The sequence below is a fragment of the Planomonospora sp. ID67723 genome (genome assembly GCF_015711605.1).
Lineage (GTDB): Bacteria > Actinomycetota > Actinomycetes > Streptosporangiales > Streptosporangiaceae > Planomonospora_A.
Genome location: NZ_JABTEZ010000004.1, coordinates 382,032 through 401,016 on the forward strand (window position 1 = coordinate 382,032; position 18,985 = coordinate 401,016).

At 66.4% G+C, this 18,985-nt stretch carries 15 protein-coding genes and 2 pseudogenes; 5 read left to right on the forward strand and 12 right to left on the reverse strand.

The annotated features are described in order from the left end of the window. Positions 1-22 precede the first annotated feature (22 nt). Both HS041_RS28395 and HS041_RS28400 read right to left on the reverse strand, forming a co-directional pair. Entirely contained in the window at positions 23-307 is a 285-nt protein-coding gene (locus tag HS041_RS28395; RefSeq protein ID WP_196443898.1) for a hypothetical protein, read from the reverse strand. 44 nt (positions 308-351) lie between these two features. Next, positions 352-1,047 (reverse strand): Abi family protein, encoded by a 696-nt coding sequence (locus HS041_RS28400; RefSeq protein WP_196443899.1) that lies wholly within the window; start codon positions 1,045-1,047, stop codon positions 352-354. Between the two features lie 460 nt (positions 1,048-1,507). Between HS041_RS28400 and HS041_RS28405 the strand changes: the two genes are divergently transcribed. Both HS041_RS28405 and HS041_RS28410 read left to right on the forward strand, forming a co-directional pair. Further along, the gene (locus HS041_RS28405) at positions 1,508-1,897 is read left to right on the forward strand and encodes a hypothetical protein (protein WP_196443900.1); all 390 of its coding nucleotides are present in this window, start codon (positions 1,508-1,510) and stop codon (positions 1,895-1,897) included. A gap of 326 nt (positions 1,898-2,223) precedes the next feature. Continuing rightward, the gene (locus tag HS041_RS28410; RefSeq protein WP_196443901.1) at positions 2,224-2,451 is read left to right on the forward strand and encodes a hypothetical protein; all 228 of its coding nucleotides are present in this window, start codon (positions 2,224-2,226) and stop codon (positions 2,449-2,451) included. Positions 2,452-2,495: 44 nt separating this feature from the next. Here HS041_RS28410 and HS041_RS28415 read toward each other — a convergent pair whose 3' ends face one another. The 4 genes from HS041_RS28415 to HS041_RS39820 form a co-directional block, all read right to left on the reverse strand. Next, a complete protein-coding gene (locus HS041_RS28415; RefSeq protein WP_196443902.1) occupies positions 2,496-2,828 on the reverse strand; it encodes a hypothetical protein in 333 nt (110 codons plus the stop codon). Between the two features lie 414 nt (positions 2,829-3,242). Further along, positions 3,243-3,461, reverse strand: coding sequence for a hypothetical protein (locus HS041_RS28420; RefSeq protein WP_196443903.1), 219 nt, complete (start codon positions 3,459-3,461; stop codon positions 3,243-3,245). Between the two features lie 362 nt (positions 3,462-3,823). Continuing rightward, positions 3,824-4,255, reverse strand: a complete 432-nt coding sequence (locus HS041_RS28425) for an SgcJ/EcaC family oxidoreductase (protein ID WP_196443904.1) — start codon at positions 4,253-4,255, stop codon at positions 3,824-3,826. 269 nt (positions 4,256-4,524) lie between these two features. Then, positions 4,525-5,850 carry an alpha/beta hydrolase gene (locus tag HS041_RS39820; protein ID WP_196443905.1) on the reverse strand — a complete coding sequence of 442 codons (1,326 nt, stop codon included), beginning with the start codon at positions 5,848-5,850 and terminating at the stop codon, positions 4,525-4,527. Between the two features lie 67 nt (positions 5,851-5,917). Between HS041_RS39820 and HS041_RS28435 the strand changes: the two genes are divergently transcribed. Together HS041_RS28435 and HS041_RS28440 are read left to right on the forward strand one after the other, a co-directional pair. After that, positions 5,918-6,493 (forward strand): TetR-like C-terminal domain-containing protein, encoded by a 576-nt coding sequence (locus HS041_RS28435; RefSeq protein WP_196443906.1) that lies wholly within the window; start codon positions 5,918-5,920, stop codon positions 6,491-6,493. 4 nt (positions 6,494-6,497) lie between these two features. Next, complete coding sequence (locus HS041_RS28440) at positions 6,498-7,139, forward strand: nuclease-related domain-containing protein (protein ID WP_196443907.1); 642 nt, start codon at positions 6,498-6,500, stop codon at positions 7,137-7,139. On the opposite strand, the pseudogene HS041_RS28445 reads toward HS041_RS28440, so the two are convergent. Further along, positions 7,126-7,872, reverse strand: a pseudogene (locus tag HS041_RS28445) (transposase family protein). The gene HS041_RS28440 and the pseudogene HS041_RS28445 sit on opposite strands and share 14 nt — an antisense overlap. Before the next feature lie 195 nt (positions 7,873-8,067). Here HS041_RS28445 and HS041_RS28450 point away from each other — a divergent pair. Continuing rightward, a complete protein-coding gene (locus HS041_RS28450) occupies positions 8,068-8,478 on the forward strand; it encodes a DUF7878 domain-containing protein (RefSeq protein ID WP_196443908.1) in 411 nt (136 codons plus the stop codon). A 357-nt stretch (positions 8,479-8,835) separates the two neighbouring features. Here the strand turns inward: HS041_RS28450 and HS041_RS28455 are convergent, their stop codons facing one another. The 5 genes and pseudogenes from HS041_RS28455 to HS041_RS28475 form a co-directional block, all read right to left on the reverse strand. After that, the gene (locus tag HS041_RS28455; RefSeq protein WP_196443909.1) at positions 8,836-9,300 is read right to left on the reverse strand and encodes a hypothetical protein; all 465 of its coding nucleotides are present in this window, start codon (positions 9,298-9,300) and stop codon (positions 8,836-8,838) included. A 705-nt stretch (positions 9,301-10,005) separates the two neighbouring features. After that, the gene (locus tag HS041_RS28460; RefSeq protein WP_196443910.1) at positions 10,006-10,710 is read right to left on the reverse strand and encodes a hypothetical protein; all 705 of its coding nucleotides are present in this window, start codon (positions 10,708-10,710) and stop codon (positions 10,006-10,008) included. A gap of 457 nt (positions 10,711-11,167) precedes the next feature. After that, positions 11,168-12,178: pseudogene (locus tag HS041_RS38745) on the reverse strand (tyrosine-type recombinase/integrase); the annotation flags it as partial. 269 nt (positions 12,179-12,447) lie between these two features. Continuing rightward, positions 12,448-13,404, reverse strand: a complete 957-nt coding sequence (locus tag HS041_RS28470) for an ankyrin repeat domain-containing protein (protein ID WP_307845499.1) — start codon at positions 13,402-13,404, stop codon at positions 12,448-12,450. Positions 13,405-13,530: 126 nt separating this feature from the next. Further along, a complete protein-coding gene (locus HS041_RS28475; RefSeq protein WP_196443913.1) occupies positions 13,531-18,876 on the reverse strand; it encodes an Ig-like domain-containing protein in 5,346 nt (1,781 codons plus the stop codon). Positions 18,877-18,985: the final 109 nt, after the last annotated feature.

Consider the following 18,985-nt stretch of genomic DNA (forward strand, 5'->3'; position numbering starts at 1 on the left):
GGCCGGGTGTGTCGGGTGGCGGTCACTCCGGGACCGGCATCCGGTCCGGCGTCGTTCGTCCCATACCGATGTGGCTGGATGGTAGCTGCACCCCGACGGCGGTGCAGCGCATGCAGGCCTTCGGCCAGGAGACCGCCTTCACCCTCCCGCACACCACCACCAGGGGCCAGGATGCGCGAGCGGCCTCCAGACCGCCCGTGCCGCAGACATGCTCAGAGGCTTCCCCCAGGCCTTTGCGTAGCTGTCCCGGGACACCCTGGGCACGTTGGCCGAGGTTCAGCACGTCCACGCCGCCCAGCTTGAGCACGGCAACGGCTGGTAGCGATACGGTCCGCCAACCCATAGCAGCTGTTATCGGGGACGGGGAATCGTTGCCGGGCGCCGGGCCAGGACATCTAACACTGCGCACCGGGATCGGATCCACGCGGCGGTGTCCGGGCATGTCCACCCGGCGACGTCGAGGGTGGCGGCATGCAGTTCCTTCAGCGGCCGCTCGTAGATGGGTTCGTGGTGGGCGATGCGGTTGCGCAGATCGTGGAGTTGGGCGAGAGGGTCGTAGACGTCGCGGCGCAGCTGCCGGCTCGGCCACGCGTGGCGCAGATGGGGCCACAGGGACCGGTCGTATGAGCTGATCAGCAGGTAGCGCCAGAACCCGAAGGACAGCTCTGCCACCACGTGCCCGATGGTTTCCGGTCGACGGCCGTTGAGGGTGGCGCGGCCGCGGGCTTTGGCGATCTCCCTGCGGGTTTGATCGCTGAAGACCCGGCCAGGATCGAGATACCAGCGAGGCTGAGCGTATGACGCCGTCGACCACGCGGTCAGCTGCTGGTGCATCGCGTTGCGGATCAGCACCTCCAAGTGCCCCAGGGTGCTCCAGAAGGTGGCGCTGATGGTGGCGTTCCACTCATACAGCGCGATGGCCTGGCGGAGATCCCCGCCGACCGCGGTGCGATAGCGGCCCAGTCGCTCGGGCGACAACCGCTGCTCGAGCACACGGGCGGGGGGTTCGGACAGCACCGGCGCCTCGACCTTTCCGACAAGGGACACTCCTTCACCAGGAGCACCTACGGTAAGCGAAAGATTGCGGCACGTATTGGCTATTGGTGGCGTCCGCCCCGGAAATCACGAGGGGCGCCCACCGTACGGTGGGCGCCCCTCGTGATGAAGAACCAGAACTCTGGTGGCCTCACCAGGAGGCGCCCAGAGCTTTCGATGTCATTGTAGCAGGTGGTTGGCCGTGTGCCCGATCGATGAGATCCGGCCCCGTGGGCACGCTCGCCGCGACGACCTGGACGGGCGGTGAGCGACGGCTATCGCCGGACGTGCCAGGGGCGCCTTCGGCCACGACCGGCCTGCGAGCGTTGTGCCGCGCATTTGCCCGGGGGTACGAAGGCAGCGATGCCGCCGAACCCGCTCTGCAGGCGCCCGGCTGCGGGCTTATCCGACTGTGCCCGCACGGGGTCGGGTAGGCCTCCCGGTGAAGACGACTCGGCTGCAGGAGGCGACGGTGCGCTTTCGTGGCGTCGTGGCCGGGGCCACCTACCTGGTCCGGGTGCCGGTGGACCTGCCGCCCGGCCGCTACCCGCTGGCCGCACTGGGCCCGGTGCTGTATCGCGAGTACGGCCGGCTGCGCGGCACGACCTTCGAGCTGACCGTCACCGCCACGGCGGTGGTTCTCGCAGGAATCCCGATGGTGGAGGGCCTGCGCGTGGTCGACTCCGGCCGGATCGAGGTCGCGCTCACGCCCGCGCAGGTCGAGGCCTTCGGGCTGCAGAGCGGCGTCGCCTACCGGATACGCGGCGAGTGGTACGGCGCCGACGGCCGGGCGGTGGAGATGCCGGTGGCGGCGGCGATCCGGGTCCCGGCCCGCTGGCTGCATCCGCTGGGGGAGAGCTGATCGCAGGCAGAGGCTGCCGCGTCGGCCCGGAAGGCGGCCGCGACAGGACGCGCTACGCGGCAGGGGCCGCCTGCTCCCCGTCCACGACAGGAGCCAGGAACAGGCGACCCCCTACAAAGACCCCGGCCGCGCGACCGCATGACCAAAGCCTCCGACTGCCACGGTAGCGGGCCGGCGGCGGCTAATGGGCGAAGACCGCTCATGCGCCGCGGCCACAAAGTGCACCCTGGATGCCGTCTGGCATGGTCTCGAAGCCGCGAAGGATCGGACGCGAATCGGCTTGACCTGCCGACCTGGTCGCGCTGGCCGGTGTAGCGTAGCTCACCGTGACCCCCCATGATCCCTTCCCCGGTCTGCCTGATGCCGCTCCCGCCGCGGTGAGTGCTGCCGTCGACGCCTGCGAGCGGTTCCTGGCTCATCTGGGCCTGCTGGCAGGGCAGTTGCGGGAGCTGCCACCGGATCCCGCAGGCGCCGCGCAGGTCCGGGAGGCCACGGCCCGGGTCGGCGTGGTTCTGGCGGAGCTGACGGCAGCCGCCGCCGGGCAGCGACCGTAGCGACCGAACCCGGCAATCCAGGAAACAAAGGAGAGCGGCGCCGGTCACGGGTGAGTGTGGTATTCGCGCGGCACCCGCCGGTAGTCCTGGCCCGGCAACGGGATGACCTCGGCGGCAGCGACATGTAGATCGTCCAGGGTCGCGCGGCGCGCTCCGGTGCTTTGGCTGATGGTCAGCCGGGCCAGATGCGCCCACCACGAACCACTGGCGCGCCGCCAGCCGCGCAGCAGGACTATCTGTCCGCCGTAGGCGACCATTGGCGGCAGCTCCACCCTCGGGCCCGGGCGGTTGGGAAGCTGGTCGTAGGGCTGGCCGTCGAGTTTGGCCACATCCGCATACGGCAGGCGCTGCTCGATGATGGATGGTGCGTCCGTCACCGGGTCGCCGAGGCGCTGACCACCGGCCAGCCCGCCGACGTACTGCCCGACATGGTGTGGGCGGTGATCACCGCCGATGCCGAAGTGAGCATCGGGGAGCCGGTCCTGCGCCTGGTCCCCAGCTCCCCGAAGATCACCTGGACCGGCGCGGTGTGACAGCGATGCGCTCAGCTGTCCGGTGAGCTGGATCGGGCGAGCTTGGGGCAAGTGGCGCTATGCCCGATCGAGCACCAGCAGCTGCTGGCCAAGATCAACGCTGCTCAGCGGTTCGTGCACAAGCAGGGTGAGAGGATCGGCACCTTGGACGCCATGAGCTGAGGGCTCGCGACGCCGCCCTCCTCGCGCCAAGAAGGGCGGCGTCGCATTGTCGGCCATGCGCGCGGCCAGCATCCGCCTTGCAGCAGCCCTTACGGCTCAGCCGCTGAGGACACCGTTGGGCAGGATGGTGTTGAGGGCTCCCCCGGAGAGAATGCCGGACAGGACGTTGTTTACCTGCCCCAGAAGACTCCCCAGGAAATCGGTGCCGGCGGTGACGCCGACGGGGGCTGGCTGGGCCGAGGCCGGGGTGCTGGTGATCAGCACACTGAGGCTGGCGAGGGCGGTCACGACGGTAAGCCGGATCGGGCGGGTCATGGGCGGGTCCCTTCCGTATTGGGGCGGCGGGGCGCCGCTCTCCACAATGACTACGAAGGGTAAAGGTTCTATCACGACTAGTAAGATCCGGGTAGGGGCTGCGGTCCTCGCCGCAGGCATTCCCCCATGTCACCGGCGGGTACACCGATGGCTTTGCAGCTCACCGTAGTTTCGGGAGTACTGGGCCAAGACGTACTCCTCCTGCGGTAACGGTGTCTATCTGTGCCGACGCGACATCAGGGCCTGTGATGACCGGGGAGCACCGTTGTGTTCTCCCGGCGGCCCGCCAACTTGTGCCGTCCACGCTGATCAGCCGAGCCGGAGCTTGGGCGACGGCCAGCGGGCCGGTGGCGTCAGATGGTTCAGGGGTTCTCGTGGACCTGAGTGTTCTGGGCGGCCGCGATCTTCCAGAGACCTTCTTCCTTGGCGAGGATGTAGAAGGGACGTCCTTCGGGGCCGTCGGCGCGAGTGCCATCAGAGTTGAGGAGCACCTGATGGACGTTGACAGCGGCCACGTCCGGGCGGATGAAGAGGATCCGAACCGGAGTGTAGGCAGCGGTTCCATGCCGGGTGGAGCCCGGAAGGACCTGGGCGGTGAAGTCGTGGATGGTCTGCCAGCCGGAAAGGCGCTTGCCGTGCCCGGTCGTCCAGACCGGGTCCGCCTTACGGAACAGACTGAGAAAAGCCTCGACCTTCTCGTTCTGCTGGGCTTCCTGAACCGCGGCCACCAGGCCGACGATCGCGTCCACGTCATTCTGAGGGTCGTCGGCAACGCCGAAGATCTCAAGACTCATTATCGCTCCTTCGAATACCGGTCGGGCGAGACCGTTGTGATGACCGTAGAACCTCGACTTAGCTTGATGGCAAGCCTGGATTGAACCGTGCTCGCCCAAGACGGGTGGGGCCGTATCAAGACCCCCTTCCTCATTGGTGAGGTCTCCCCGCGCCATGGCGAAGGCCGTCTGAACCCGGTTTCCCGATAGAAGCAATCAAGATCGAGTTACACCGTTCACTGGACCCGCGAGCGGACCTCCGGTGGGATGACATCGGCCCGCTGCGAGCCTCACCTGTGGTCGCGGAGGAAGGCGGAGATGCCAGTGCGGGTTGGGTAATTGGGCAGGGGCGACGGCTCGCCCTGGAGGAACGCTGTGATGACGGCGGCGGCGCGCTCGTTGTTGTCGTCGAGGCCGTTCCACAGGCGGTGTCCGACGCCGGGCATGTATTGGGTTCGCTCGATGGCGGAGCCGGCGGCGAGGATGCTGGTCTGCCATTGGCGTGTCTGTGAGGAGCATTCGGCGATCATCAGCATCGCGGGGGTCCGGGAGCGGCTCAGCCCGGGAACGATAGAGGGTGAGTCTTTGATCGTCTGCTGGATCCGTAGGCTGGCGGCGGCGTTGAAGGAGAAGTTCTCCGCAGTGTCCTCGGTGGGGATGCGGCCGGCGTCGCGCGCGCAGTAGGCGGAGGCGGTGTCGCTGCCGAGATCGGCGGCCTTGAAGGCGTTGACGCCTTCGGCCTGCGTGATCAGGCCGGTGTCGGGCGGCAGGAGCCCGAGTTGGATGAGGCCGAGCGCGACGGCGTACCGGGGGACGTGTGTCGCCCGCCCTCCGGTCGGGGCCGGGGCGAGGCCACGCGCGGACGGTCGCCCTTGTTGCCCGCTGGTCAGTGCGGTGGGGCCGTCCATGGGGCCGGGTTCGGCGATGATCGCCCGGTGCACGCGGGCGGCGGTGTCGGGGGTGGCCAGGGCCCGGGTGAGCACGATCGCGCCCGCGGAGAATCCGAGGATGTCGGCCGGGCCCTTGTCCAGGCGGTCGATGAAGGCAGCGAGGTCGCGCACGGACCTGGAGATTGTGTACTGCTCCATGGGCAGCAGGTCGCTCCGCCCGCCGCCGGGGTGCTCGTAGGCGTACACGTCGTAGCCCTGTCCGGCCAGGAGCCGCAGGAAGCGGTGGTCGAGCACGGAGATGGAGCGGACGGGCCCGCCGTGGAGGTAGACGAGCGGCGTGGGACGGCGGGGGGCGCCGACGGGGGGATAGTGGTAGACCGCGACCCGGCTTCCCGTGCTCAGGCTCCAGTGCCCCATCGCGACGAAGGGCAGGTCAGGCGGGTACTGCCGAGTCGTGGGAACGGTGGGGACGCAGATTGACGCGGTGAGCGCCGCGGCGGCGACCACCGGGACGAAGGGCCACAGCCGGCCCGGCCAGGTACGGCCCCGGCCGCGCCATAGCGCGGCGACGATGCCGACTGCGAAGGCGGTCAGCCAGGCGGCGAGCCCGGAGCGCGCGCCGTCCGTCACTACGACGAGGGCGAGAAACAGCCCGGCCAGCCCCACGACGGCGAGCAGGACCAGGATCAGACGGCCGAGAAGGCGGATGGCGACGGGAAGAGACATATAAATTTCCAAACGCTGTTTCAAAACGATGTTTGGAAACACTACCAGCTCGGCTAGGCTGGTCGTCGTGGGAAGGCCGAGAACGAACGACGACACCGTGAAGGACCGCCTCATCGAGTCCGCGACCGAGATGTTCGCCACCCGTCCACGGGAGTCGATCACCATTCGAGCCCTGGCCGCCGCCGCCGGGACCGCGACCGCCGCGGTCTACTCGCTGTTCGACGGCAAGGACGGGCTGATCGCCGAAGTGCGCAACAGGGCGGTCGCCGGGCTGTCCCGGGAACTGTCGGCGGCGCCGACCTCCGATGACCCCCTCGCCGACCTCTATGCGCTGGCGGTCGCGTACCGGCGATGGGGGCGCGAGCACCGCCACCTCTACACCGTGTTGTTCGGCGGCGTGCAGAGCTTCGACCCGTCCGGCGAAGTGGGCGCCGCAGATCCCGTCAGGCCGCTCATCGAGGCGATAGACCGCGCTCGATCGGCCTCCACACTCTCGGGTGACGCGACCTCGATCGCGCTCTCCCTCTGGGTGACCCTGCACGGTCTGGTGACGCTCGAACTGGCCGGGGCCCTCGACACCGCCACGGCCGAGGCCACCTTCCGCTCGGCGATCCCCGCCGCGCTGCGCGGCTGGGCAGCCTGACCTCATGTCGGCGCCTCGTCCCGGCCTGATCGGTCACCAGAAGGACGAGGCGGTGCGCACCTGGCGCAAAGGTGCCGTCGGCGAGCGGCGCACCGCCTGGCTGCTGCGCCCCCTGGCCCGGCGCGGGTATGCGCTGCTGCACGACCGGGCCCTGCCCCGCAGCCGAAGCAATGTAGATCACATGGTGATCGGCCCCACCGGCATCTGGGTGGTCGATTCCAAGAACTGGAGCCGCAGCACGCGCGTCACCGGCCGCGGCGACGGTCAGGGCGGCGCGCACCAGCAGCCGCCGGCGGCGTCCTTCGGCCAGCAGTTCGCGGTAGCGGGCGTGAGCGGAGGCACCGGCGCCGCCGGAAGGCACAGGGCGAGGAGAAAACCGAGCGGTCATCGAGCGACCTTTCGACTACGGGAGCGAAAAGGAGCGGAGATGAGCACGAGCAGCGGATTTCACCGTAAATGCCGTCGGCGACAATTCCTGCCGGACGGGTGGAGGCGTGTCCGGATGTGGCCACCCGGGAGCGGGAAACAACACCGGAAGCGCACCGCGGCCGCACCGCACACCGAGCGGCGGCGGCGGTGGCCTGGCCTGCCAGGCGACATTCCCTGCGCTGATCATGATCATGGAGGCTTTTTCATCCTCGGGTGACCTCGTAGTTCTGCAGGACGGCGATGGCCTTGCACAGGTGTCCGGCCTTGCTGGGACTGCAGCGGAGTCTGTTCAGGATGCGTCGGCTCTTGAGCTGGGCGTTGGCGCGCTCGCCGGGACCGCGGAGCCGAATGTGGGAGACGGGTTTGTTGCGGCCCTTGTGTGGCGTGACGACCGGGCCTTCGGCGCCCTGGTGGCCCTTGTCGGCGAGGGTGAGGATGCCGGCCCGTTCCAGTGCGCGCAGGATGCCCCGGATGCGGGCGGCGGTCAGGTCATGGGCTGTGCCCGGCAGGGCGCCGGAGGTGCAGAGGATCGTCCCGTCCGGGGAGGTGATGACCTCCGATGTTCATGCCGTGGGTGCGGTGTTTGGCTGAGTAGGAGGGCCGGTCGGCCCGCGCGGTTGGTGCGGATGGGCATGCCGTCCAGGACCGGGTAGTGCAGTTCGTTCTTCCTGGCCGTGTGCAGGGTCTGGTCGAGTTGGGGAGCGGGTCGACAGCAGGCGCACGGTTTCCTCGACGTAGCGCCAGGTGGTGGCTGCCGAGACGCCGAAGCCGGCGGCGGTCTCGGCGAATGTTTCGCCTTTCCGCAGGTAGGCGAGTACGAGCAGGGCTTGCTGGCCGGGGTTGAGCCGCAGCCAGGGGGTGCCGATCGTCTTGCGGTGTCGGCGGATGATGCCGGCCGTGTGGGTCAGTGTCGGACGCGACACATCGGCCGCGGCGCGGTAGAACAGCACCTGAAGCTCCTGGCTGTGACGGACGTGGTTGTGGTGATCAATCCGTCTACCGGGAGCTTCTCTGCATCATCAGGCGAACACCGTACCCGCGATCATGCTGTGATCAGCAGGCGTCCCGCCCGGGATGAAAAAGCCTCATTGTGGCCAATGACGGCAGAGCGATCAACGCCTTCTCGATTAATGTGAAGTGATTCAATGCGAATGCTCTACCGCGAAATCAACGCAAGCGATCTAAGGGGGGCGACGGTCGCGGACGTCCTCGTGAACGTCGAGGCATTTTTCGAGATAGTCGACGGATCCGAAGTGATCTACTCAGAGTCCTGCTTCCCTGTAGCAGAGCTGGCGCGCGAGCTTGCTCGCTGGGTATCGACGGGCGAGCCTCAAGCTCCGGACTTCTCCTTCTCATCACTTTCCTTTGAAGATCCGGGTGCGGTAAGAATTATCCGTGGCCAGTCCGGCTGGGCGGTGAGCTCAATCTTCACACCGGAACTGCAAAGTGATCCAATTTCATGGGGTGAGCTCGCCGCCTGTATCGATAAGTTCATTGCGAGTGTACGGCGCGATGTAATCAAGCTCGGGATTGTTCCGGACTTCATAGATCCGTAGCGCTGCGGGCGGCAGAGGGCGGAGTGATACTGCGGCTCTGCCAGCCAGGGCCGCAGCGTCCTCATGCTGTGCGACCAAGTGGCTGAAGACCGTCCGCGGGACGGCTGTGGCAATGGTCGGCGACGGCGGCGATGTTGGTCCAGCCGATCAGGTAGGCCAAGCCGATCCACCGAGTGACTGGGCGCTCCGGGATAGTCGATCCCGGCCCGGGGGGAGTGGGGCGCGGGTGACGGATGCGGTGCTTGAAATCGCATCCGCATCCGGAGCCTGCGGCCGCCTCCTCGCTGGGTGACTCTCGGTGCCCGCAGGCTCCGCACCACGCCACATCCCAGCGGGGCGGTGCGCGCGGCCAGGCGGTTACTGGTGCGAGTGGTGGGTGCGTGGAACGTGCGCATAGTTCTGGCCGGGCAGCGGGGTGACCTCGGCTGCGGCCACGTGTAGATCCGTCAGGACCGCGCGGCGCTTGTCGTCGCGTTCTCCCACGGTCAGCCGGGCCAGCTGCGCCCACCACGAGCCTCTGGCATGGCGCCAGCCGCGTAGCAGCACCACCTGGCCGGCGTAGGCGACCAGTGGCGGCAGCATCAGCAGGGCTCCCGGGCGGTGGGGGAGCTGGTCGTAGGGCTGGCCGTCGAGTTCGGCCACATCCGCATACGGCAGGCATCGCTCGATGATGGATGGTGCGTCCGTCACCGGGTCGGCGGGGATGATCCAGCACAGATGCGCCCACAGCTGACCCTCGAGAGGTTCGCGGCCGCGCAGGAACACCGGCCGCCTGCCGTACAGCACCAGCGGCGGCACCGGCAGCAGCGTGGAGGCGGGCATGCGCCGACTCTACCGTTTTATCGATCGCGTGTTCTATGCCGGGGCGGGCGTGTCGGCGGCCTCGGCCACATGCAGGCGCAAGGCCGTACGTACCCGGGGAAGCTGCCCGACGAGCTGGAACGCTGGTACGGCTACACCCTGGACGGCGGCCACTCCATCACGGTCCTGCCCGTGAGCAGATCGGCGAAGGCAGCCCACGGGACCACCTCCTCCCGGCACCGGTCAAGTCCGTGCTCCGCGCCGGCTGGCAGGTCCGCGAGGACGGGTTCGTGATGGCGGACCTGTCCTATGGCCGGGACCTGGGGCTCATCACCCAGCCGAGGGACGACGAGTACTGAAGCGAGCACGGTGAAGCCTCGGCCACCGAGACGGTCAGTGCTTCACCGGTCCGATCAAGCGCAAACGACACAGGATGCATCCGGCGTTTGCCGTGGCGGGGCGCGCATGGCACCTTAAGTCTCATTCCGATCGCGACCACACCCCGCATGCCGGGTGTGGTGCACGGAATCCGGGCGGTTGCTGCGTCGGCTGTCTGTCGGCCCCGCACTCGTGGGGGTGAGCCGAATTAGTGACAGCGGTAGCACGAACATCTCCAGTCCTCCCCACGCCTGCGCGCGAGGGCGGTGCAGCAAGCGCAGCAATTCCCGCTCTCTTGACGTTCGTCCGACCGATCCCCGGGTTGGTCCGGGCCGTCGGCGGCACCCTTCAGTCAAGATCAACAACTTTTCGGGGCTGCGACGCCAACGTCAGCACGGCCTCCTCCTTGGCCCCGGGGGGTAGGGGGTGACCAGGGCGGGAGCAAGGGAGTGTGCCCGGCCATGGCGGACTACGTCGGTGAGACCTCACCGGTGCCGCGATGCTGGGAAATGTAGTCCAGAGCCTCGCCCGGGTGCAGATCATCGATGCGCCGAGTTGCGCCAACTGGCGGCGGTTGCTGAGGAAGTCCACGTCGGTGGTGACGAAGACGTCGCCGCCGTGGTGCAGGTGGCACCACAGGGCCTGGACGTCCAGGAGCCGGTTGCGCCACTTGCGCTTGGTCTTCTCCGCATCCTGGCCGGGCGGTGCGAAGCGCAGCGCGTCCTGCAGCGCGAAGGACTGGGCAGGAAAGAGCACGGCGTGGATGCGCTCCATCAACGAGACGTCGTCCTCGCCTGCGAGCACCGCCTGCCCCAGATAGGCCACATCCAGAGTCATCGGCGCGGGCAGGATCTCCAGGTGGTCGAGCTGCAGCTGCTGCAGCCGCTGCTGGAACGTGGTGAAGGTGGGCGACGGGGGAGCGCCCCCCGGCTGGTTCTCCGAGGCGATGCAGGCCGTCAGGCGCAGGTCTACCGCCTTGGTCGCGTGGGCGGCCAGCAGACGGCGCAGCGCCGCGGCCGCCGGCTCGCCAACCGGCTCGTCGGCATCCTGCATGGATGTCTCAAAACCGGCACCGTCTATGACGAGGCAACCGCCTGGCACCACCACGCCGATCGCCTTGCCGCTTGACGCCCATAACCCCTGGAATGTCCCTAAGATCGATTTGTCTGGAGTGAGTCGCTCTGGATACCCAAGGCGACGGGGTGTGGCTGCTGGGATGTTGCCTCTGTCGTGGCTTCGAAAGAATTGCCGCCTCGCCGCCCTGGACGCCCTGGCCGCTGATTGAGATCTGATGCGAATCGTCGCTGTTTAGGGACCTGCCGGCGGGGTCGTCCATGGGGTTGACCTGCGAGAACAAAAGGCGGGCCGAGTGACGGCAGCGGATGTGTGGGTGGGGATCGACGCGGGCAAGACCAGCCACCACGCGGCGGCGATTGACGCCGGTGGCAAGAAGCTGTGGTCGGTCAAGGTCGGCAACGGTCAACGTCAGCTGCGGGTCGCGGACCATGCGGGCGGCGGCGCTGTGGCGAAGGTCGTGAAGCGTCCAGTCCGCACCGGAGGCAGCGTTCACCCGCTCGAACATGCGGTGTGCACCGTGGTAGGTCAGCGGCCGGATCGGCCGCCGCAGCGTCCACCAGACCGGCTGCGTCCGGCCGCGCGGCACCAGACCGTGCAGCCCGGTCTGGTAGAGCCGCAGCCACACGAACGCGTCCGACGACGCCGGTACCTGCTGCCGCCCCGAGAATCCCTTCCGCACGACGCTGATCAGCTGCTGGCCCGGGTCGACGTCGCACTGACGCAGGCTGATCAGCTCCGAGACCCGGACTCCGCTGGATATCCAGAATGTGATCAGCGCTCGATCGCGGTTCGACGGCAGCGCCGCGAACAGCGTGTTGAACCACTCGTCCGGGATCGAGCGCGGGATCCGGTGCGGAACCGTGGGCCGATAGCGGCCCGTCCGCTCCGGAGCCCAGGCGTCCATCGGGTTGTGGTGCGCGTGCGCGCGGCCGGAGCGACGCGCCAGGTCCAGTGGGAACGGGTTCAGCAGCGGCCCGGATCCGGCATCGCGGTGCAGGTCGTAGAACCGGCGCAGTACCGTCTCGCCGTGGGCAACGGTCGACGGGGCATAGCCGGGCCCCGGTGTCGGCTTCCCGGTCACCGGGTTCGGGGCTCCGACGGTCCGGGCTGGCCGCCGCTTGGCCGCGGTCGCTCGCGGCTTGACCGTCAGCTGGAGCCAGCAGCTGAAATCCCGGGCGTCCACACGCGTCGCCCGATCCCAGGACACGTCGACGGCGTGCAGAAACCGCCACCACCGCAGCAGGTCCATGCCGTAGGAGCGGACCGTCGCCGCTGCCTTCCCGGCCGCCAGCAGCTCCTGGAAGAACATCGCGACCGGCTCCACCGCGACACCGTCGGCGTCGACCAGCCGATAGGGCTCGTACCGGTCGCCGGTCTCCACCAGCCGACCCCACCGAGGAACCGTCAGCCTCGACAGATCCCGCTCGGGAACACGATCGTCCATCACGACCGCAGACCGTACTGCGCGATAGCCGAACCCGTGCCCTGAACTGCACAATCAGCGTGCTTCGTTCAGTCAACGGGGCGCTGACCGTGTAACGGCGGGCGTCGAACCCGCCTTCGTGCAGGTGCCGCCAGGAGTGGCGGCACCCACGACTCGGCGGAGGCGGCTGCCATCATGGTAACCACCCAGCCCGTACAGGGTATGGGCACGGGCTGGAGGCGGAGGAGCGAACCGCGGACCGCCGCCAAGACCGACTGGTCGCTTCAGCTTCAGCGGTCTCGTTCTGACAGCCGCAACCACAGATCCGGTGGGCCGGTGACGGCCCGCGCGTCGGGTACTCGCAGTCCCGCCGCGGCACAGCAATAGGCTACGGCCTGGTCCTGGTATAGGTACTCGGCGAGAATCTCGTCGGCCGTCAGGTGTCCACCGGCGTCGCCGCCGCCGGGATGTGTGTCCGAGTCATCGAGGACGCCGTTGCGACTCACGGCTCCCTGGTTACCGCTCTTCGGATTGGCGAACATGCTGTAGCAGACCGTTCCCACCGACAGCGGCAGGGTCACTTCGGGGGTGGAGGGGGCGTATCCCCATGGCTGGGTGACGACGCATCCGCCGGGAACGTCGGTGATTCCAACTATTTTCAGACTGGCATCGGGGTCGGACCACGGATCACTCAGGACAGCCTCGGTATCGGCGTCGTCGACCGGCCGGGCTTCCAGCCGTCGGGCGGCCTCGGCTGCGGTGATGTTCGCCACGCACGCCACGCCCAGATTGTCTTCGCCCGCTTCCCCCAGTGCGGCGATCAGGCGTCGTGCCTCCGCGGCCGTTGCGGCCTCGGCGGGCGACAGGCCGGGGTACCCTGCGGGGATCGGAAACAGGTCGGGTGCCGGACCGGCAAGGGCGAGCCGTCCAGGAGACCATCCGGCCATCATGGGCCGCCATGGGTCCGCTCCGGCGGCGGCCAAGGCGCGGGCATTGTCCAGGCGGTGGGCGAAGACCGCTACCCATAGGGCGGTCCGGTCGTCGTGCTCGGCATCCACATCGTTGACGCGGCGAGCCAGCTCGGTCACCGTCTCAGGAGTTCCCCATTCTGCTGCGAGGTGCAACGGCTTCCCGTCGTAGCTGCCGAAGGCATAGACGCCCGAGTTCGGGTCGGCGCCCGCTTCCAGCCTGGCACGAACCGCCTCGAGATCAGCCCAGCCGCGCCCGCTGATGCCAGACCATCCCACTGGCCCGGAACCTCTCATGACGCTCCTCGGATTGACGTTTCATGGACAGGACGATTATGCCGTATCCGAACTGGCCGCTGATTTGCCCCGGCCCTCTGCCGAGCGGGCAGAGGGCCGGGGCCGGTTTCAGCTTCTGGTTTTCACCAGGAACGGATCCTTGTCGTCGATTCTATTTCTCGAATAGAAGGCATTGAGCCATACCCATCCGTGCTTATTGTTGTGCACTTTATTGACAGGCTTGACGGAATAATCGTAATTGAGTGATGCGGCCCCTTCGTATGTGCTGGCAAAGGGAAATTCATCGCACTCCAGACTAGCGGCAGTGTAGTGCTGCTTCCCTCTTAGAGCGGGATTTTGATCCCAGTAATACAGGTCACATTCACCCTTTGTATAAAAGCCGTTAACATTCCTTCTCCAGCTGAATATCTTCCGGTTTTCATGCTGCTTCCCCTTGTCTTTGAGGAAGGTTAGCGGCTGCCCGGGACGGTCGGCACTACCTGGAATGTTCTTGGGCTGACGATTGCCGTTCGCGTCCAGCAGATACGGCCAGGTGTTTTTGTTCCTCGCCGGATCTAGCGCCTCGGCGATGTGGTCGATCACTTCGTCCATTGGTTTTCCGGCCGCCACCGCAGCGCTTTTCGACATGGTGAACACGGGAGTGATGTTGAAAATGCAGCCGCCGGTGTGCACTCCATAAGTGCTGTTCGCCGCAGCCGAGGCCGATGCCTTTAGGCTGCTTTGGATGCCCTCATCATTATCGGGGATGATCTCATTGTCGCCGAGAGTGAGCTCGTCACACCTGACGGTCGGGGCGTAAGCAACGCTGGGGCCGCCACAGACGCGGGCCGTACCGATAATTTTTCCTACGTCACGGCCCTGGTCGTCGAAACAGCCGGTGTTCCACAGCGGGATCGCCGCCGTGCCCCAGCTCTCGTCCTCGATGCCGTCGTCCCATTCATCCAGAGTGTTGTACAGCCGGGGACGGAGCGTGCAGGTGTTGACAAGGTCGCTGTCGGTGCTATCGGAGATAAAACGGAAGTAGGTGTCGCCGTTGGCCTTGAACTTGGCAATGCTGTCCCGGAACGTCCAGATGTCCTCTGCATACTCCCTCCAGCCCTTCGCCTTCATCTCATTGATAGTGGCGGAGGTGGGCCTACAGGTGGAGCCACTCTCACCCTTCGAGCTGATCACCAGGCCGATCCGGTACTCATCGAGTTTGTCGGCTGGAATCACTTCGCCATCGTCATAGGCGACGATGTTCTGCAGCCGGGTGAACAACGAGATCGTCTGCGGAGTCACCCCCGTTCCGTTGACAATACCCACACCGTTGGCGGTTCCTAGATAGGTGTGGTAAACAGTCGTGGCCTCCACCAAGTAGCCGTCCTCCACCTGCGGTCGAACGTTCTCTCCCCTCTTGATGTATTCGCCGACGCCTATAATCTTGCTCCAGCAGGCGTTGTATCGGGTGGACTTCTGCCATCCGAAGCTGGCATTCGGCATACTCGAGTTCCGGCGCACGGCCGTGCAGTCTTCAAGACTCATGTGCTTATAGTCGAAGCCAGTGGCCTGGACAGTGGCGGCCTTCGCCTCCGCTGCGACCTTGGCCTGGCTACCGTCGCTGAGGTCCACCTTGACCTGCTGCCAGTCCGACCACGGCGAAGCAGTGCCAGCCGAGGTGACGCGAGCACGCCACTGCACCTGCCATCCGTCGTTCAGCTTCCCGTCGGGCAGTTGAACGATTCCCACAGATCCAGCGGAAACGTCGGCGGTCTCGGACCAGATCAAATCCTTGCCCTGCGAAGGTCTCTTCGGATCATGGGCGACCTCGACTTCCACTGTGGGGCGCCGCTTCAGCGGGTCTGAGACCTTGACCATCAGTTCCGGGGTCGTGGTCGGTACGACCACCGTGCCGTCTTTACGCTTCAGCGAGCGGGTCCACAGCTTGCTCACCAACGGCTTGGCATCGGCCAGCGCGGTAGCGGTTCGCGCGTCCGACCGGCGTTGTGCCACTCCCATGCCATTGGAGAAGCCCCATACATAGGGCTCGGCCATGGTGTTGCCGACGGCGTCCTTGGCTCCGCTGGCCGTCGCCTCGTAGTACCAGGAATGCAAGGGTTCGTTCGGGGTGAATGTCAGCACCGTGTTGCCGACGTCCATCGTTACGGTGCCCGGGACTTCTTTCTTGAACATCAGGTCCGTCAAAGTGAACCCGACGCCGGTCACCGGCTCGCTGAAGGTCACCTTCACCTGGTCGTGGTCCGCCGCGTTTTCAGCCAAGTTAGCCGGGACAACCTCCAGCACCGTCGGCGGTATCGCATCTGACCCTGAGGTGGGAGTGGCTGTGGGGGTCGGGTCGGGACCAGCGGTGTCGGTGTAGGTCACCTTCAACACTGGTGGGTGAGCATTGGGCTCGCTGTTTTCCGATGCGTTGAACCCGCGGTCGTACATAGGTACCGAGGCTGATTCATCGACCCCGCGCAACAGCAGGCCGTGGTTGGGCTGTCCTGCTGCCCAACCTTGCATGATGCTGGTGACGGGCCAACTCCAGGCAACATCACTCGGCGGTGCGGAAGAGTCGGTGCACCCACCCGGGTCCTTGGCGATCGTCTCGCCACTGGTAACGGTCGTGGGCTGATTGCTCCACTGCAAGGTCTCAGCGTTCCAGGCGGCGGTGACCTTCTGGGCCTTGATGCCCGAGTTACTGGTGCCGCACCCATAGGAGCCACCTGCGAAATTCCACAGCTCCAGCCGGGCATCAGTGATCGTCTTACCTGCTAGGGCGGAGACATCGAATGTCAGATACGATCGGTTGAGGCTCAGTATTCCGCCGCCGTAGTCGTAGGTACCAGCCCACAACGTACTCCCACCTGGGTCAGAGGTTCCGAAGCTGTCGATCGTGGCATCGGTCTGTACCGGCAATGAGATCGTTTTCGAGACTATTTGTGCAGTCGTGAACGACCACGTGTGCGGCTCGGCCATGACATTGCCCGCCGCATCCTTGGCCCCGCTCACCTCGGCGGTGTACCTCACACTGTTAGCCAGCGGCTGCTGAGGAGTGAAGGTCACCACCTTGTTGTCGGCGTCCATCTCCGCAGTGCCGGTGATCCCCGCGCCCTGGGCATCCTTGACGGTGATCTGCGCCTCCGACACGGCCTCACTGAAGGTGGCCTTCACGAGCGCATCGACACGCGCATCGACGGCATCCTTGACGGGGCTCGTCTCACTCACCGTGGGCGCCGTGGTGTCCGGTGCTGCCGTGGTGAACGACCACGTGTGCGGCTCGGCCATGACATTGCCCGCCGCATCCTTGGCCCCGCTCACCTCGGCGGTGTACCTCACACTGTTAGCCAGCGGCTGCTGAGGAGTGAAGGTCACCACCTTGTTGTCGGCGTCCATCTCCGCAGTGCCGGTGATCCCCGCGCCCTGGGCGTCTTTGATCGTGACCTGCGCGTCGGACACGGCTTCGCTGAAGGTCACTCGTACAGGTGCACCGACCGGCACGTCGGTAGCGTCCTTGGCCGGATCGGTCCCGCTCACCATCGGAGCGGTCGTGTCCGGCCCTGTTGTATTGAAGGACCACGAATGGGGGGACATGACGTTTTCCCACAGGTCCGTCGCGCCGCTGACGGTCGCGGTGTAGACGGTACTGGCACGCAGCGGCTGACTGAGTGCGAAGGTGAGGGTGGCGCTGCCGTACTCAGCGACTTCGTTGGCCGTGGCGGTCACGACCCCGCCGTCGGCGTCCTTCAGGACAAGGTCCGCATCCGTTACATCCTCATTGAAGGTGACGGTGACGCCGGCGTCGGTCGGCACGTCGCCTGCAGCATCAGCCGGAGTGGTCTCGATAACGGACGGCGCGGTAATGTCACCGACGCCAGGATTGGCGGGTGGCTCTTGGCTCTCCCCCTCCAGCGGCAGCAGATCAGCAATAGCGGTGTCGGATTCCGCGTAGCGCTGGCGTTCAATCACATTCAGTTGCTCGGTAGTGAGGACGCTGTGGTCCGGGGTGGCCAGCAAGACTTCCTGCATCGCCACCGCCTCGCTATAAGTGGGGAGTGACGTCAAGTCTCCGTTGGTGCTGAACACCACCCTGACGCGTTCCGCAGGCTCGAAGTCGACTGTGAGCTTGGGCGGGTGGGCACCTGCACTGCAGCAGGTGTACTCCTGCGTGCGGTAGCGGCGCCAGTTGGTGATGTCGGACTCGTTGGCAGCGGCGAGCTGGAAACCGTAGTTCGGCTGACCATCAACCCAAGCCTGGACGATCTGGTTGACGGAATGAATCAGATCCCACTCTTTACCAGCCCAGCTGGCCGCACCGCTGGTGCAGTTGGGGCTGTAGGCGGCGTACTCGACGTCCTGGCCTGCGGTGGTGACCGACGGCTGGCTGGTCCACTGCATGGTCATCTCATCCCACGGTGAGGTGACCCGGCGGGCGACGATGCCAGAGCCGACGGACCCGCCGCAGTCGTTGGACAGGTGGTTCCACAGGACCAGGTCGGCGTTCTGGACCTTCGCTCCCCTCAGCCCTTCGGAGATGTTGGGAAAGCGGATGTAGCTGCGCCAGCGCACGGCGCCGCTGTTGGATTTACCGACCAGGATCCGGTCGAGGTTGAAGTTGTTCCAGCTGTCGTAATAGGCATCGTTATTGACGAACGTGTCCTCCCCGCCCCTCGGGGAAGTACAGGGGGTGCGTCCGATGGCGCATTCCCACCAGTCGGAGTCGGCGGCCGAGAGCGTCACCGGGTAAGTGACCGCCGGGTCGGCCAGGAACGCCGCATCGGGGGTGTACACCAGTGTGGAGCCGTCGACGTCGAGGGTGACGGCGGCCTTGCCAACCTTGCCGGCATCGATCGGCGCGTTGGCGTCCACAGCGGTGGCGTCCAGCAGTGGCACCGGCCGTATGTCGAGAAGCTGCTTGCCGTCTTGGTCCAGCACAGTAGGCTGCCCGGTGGCGTTCTTGCCAAAAGACCGGCCCTTGGGCAGGTCCACCGGCACACGGAAAGTCACCGGGCCACTCGGCCGCTCCCGAATCACGATCTTCTGCCGGAAACCGGTGGGGGTCGTGGCGACCACCAGGTCTGTGTTTTTGCCGTAAGCGGACCGGTAGGTGGCCGTGTTACCAGCGAGCTTGGGTTTGGGCAGCTTGCCACCCGGAGCTGCGATCTCGGCGGTGCCCTGGGCGGTCTTGCTCTTCAGCACGGTGGTGTCCGCACCCGCCGACAGGATCAGCTCGCCCTCGACAGCCTTGGGCTTGATGATGTTGTCTTGCTGCACCAGCGTGGTGTCGATCGGGGTGAATCCCTCACCCTTGGCCTTCTTGACACGCACAGGCTCCGTGTACAGCTCGGCCCGCAGGGTCTTGCCGTCGGGATTGGCGAACAGCGTCGAGGTCTCGGTATTACGTTCGGGGATCTCCACCCGCTCGCTGGTCTCGCGAGCTTTCTTCTTGGCCGCCTCCACCGTCTCGTCCACGACGGGCTCTCCCCCCTTCGGAGCGGGAGGGGCGGAGGTCTGAGTGGTGGCCGGTGTGGGGTCCTGCTCGGCCCAGGACGGGACCGCGCTCAGACTGACGACCATGGTC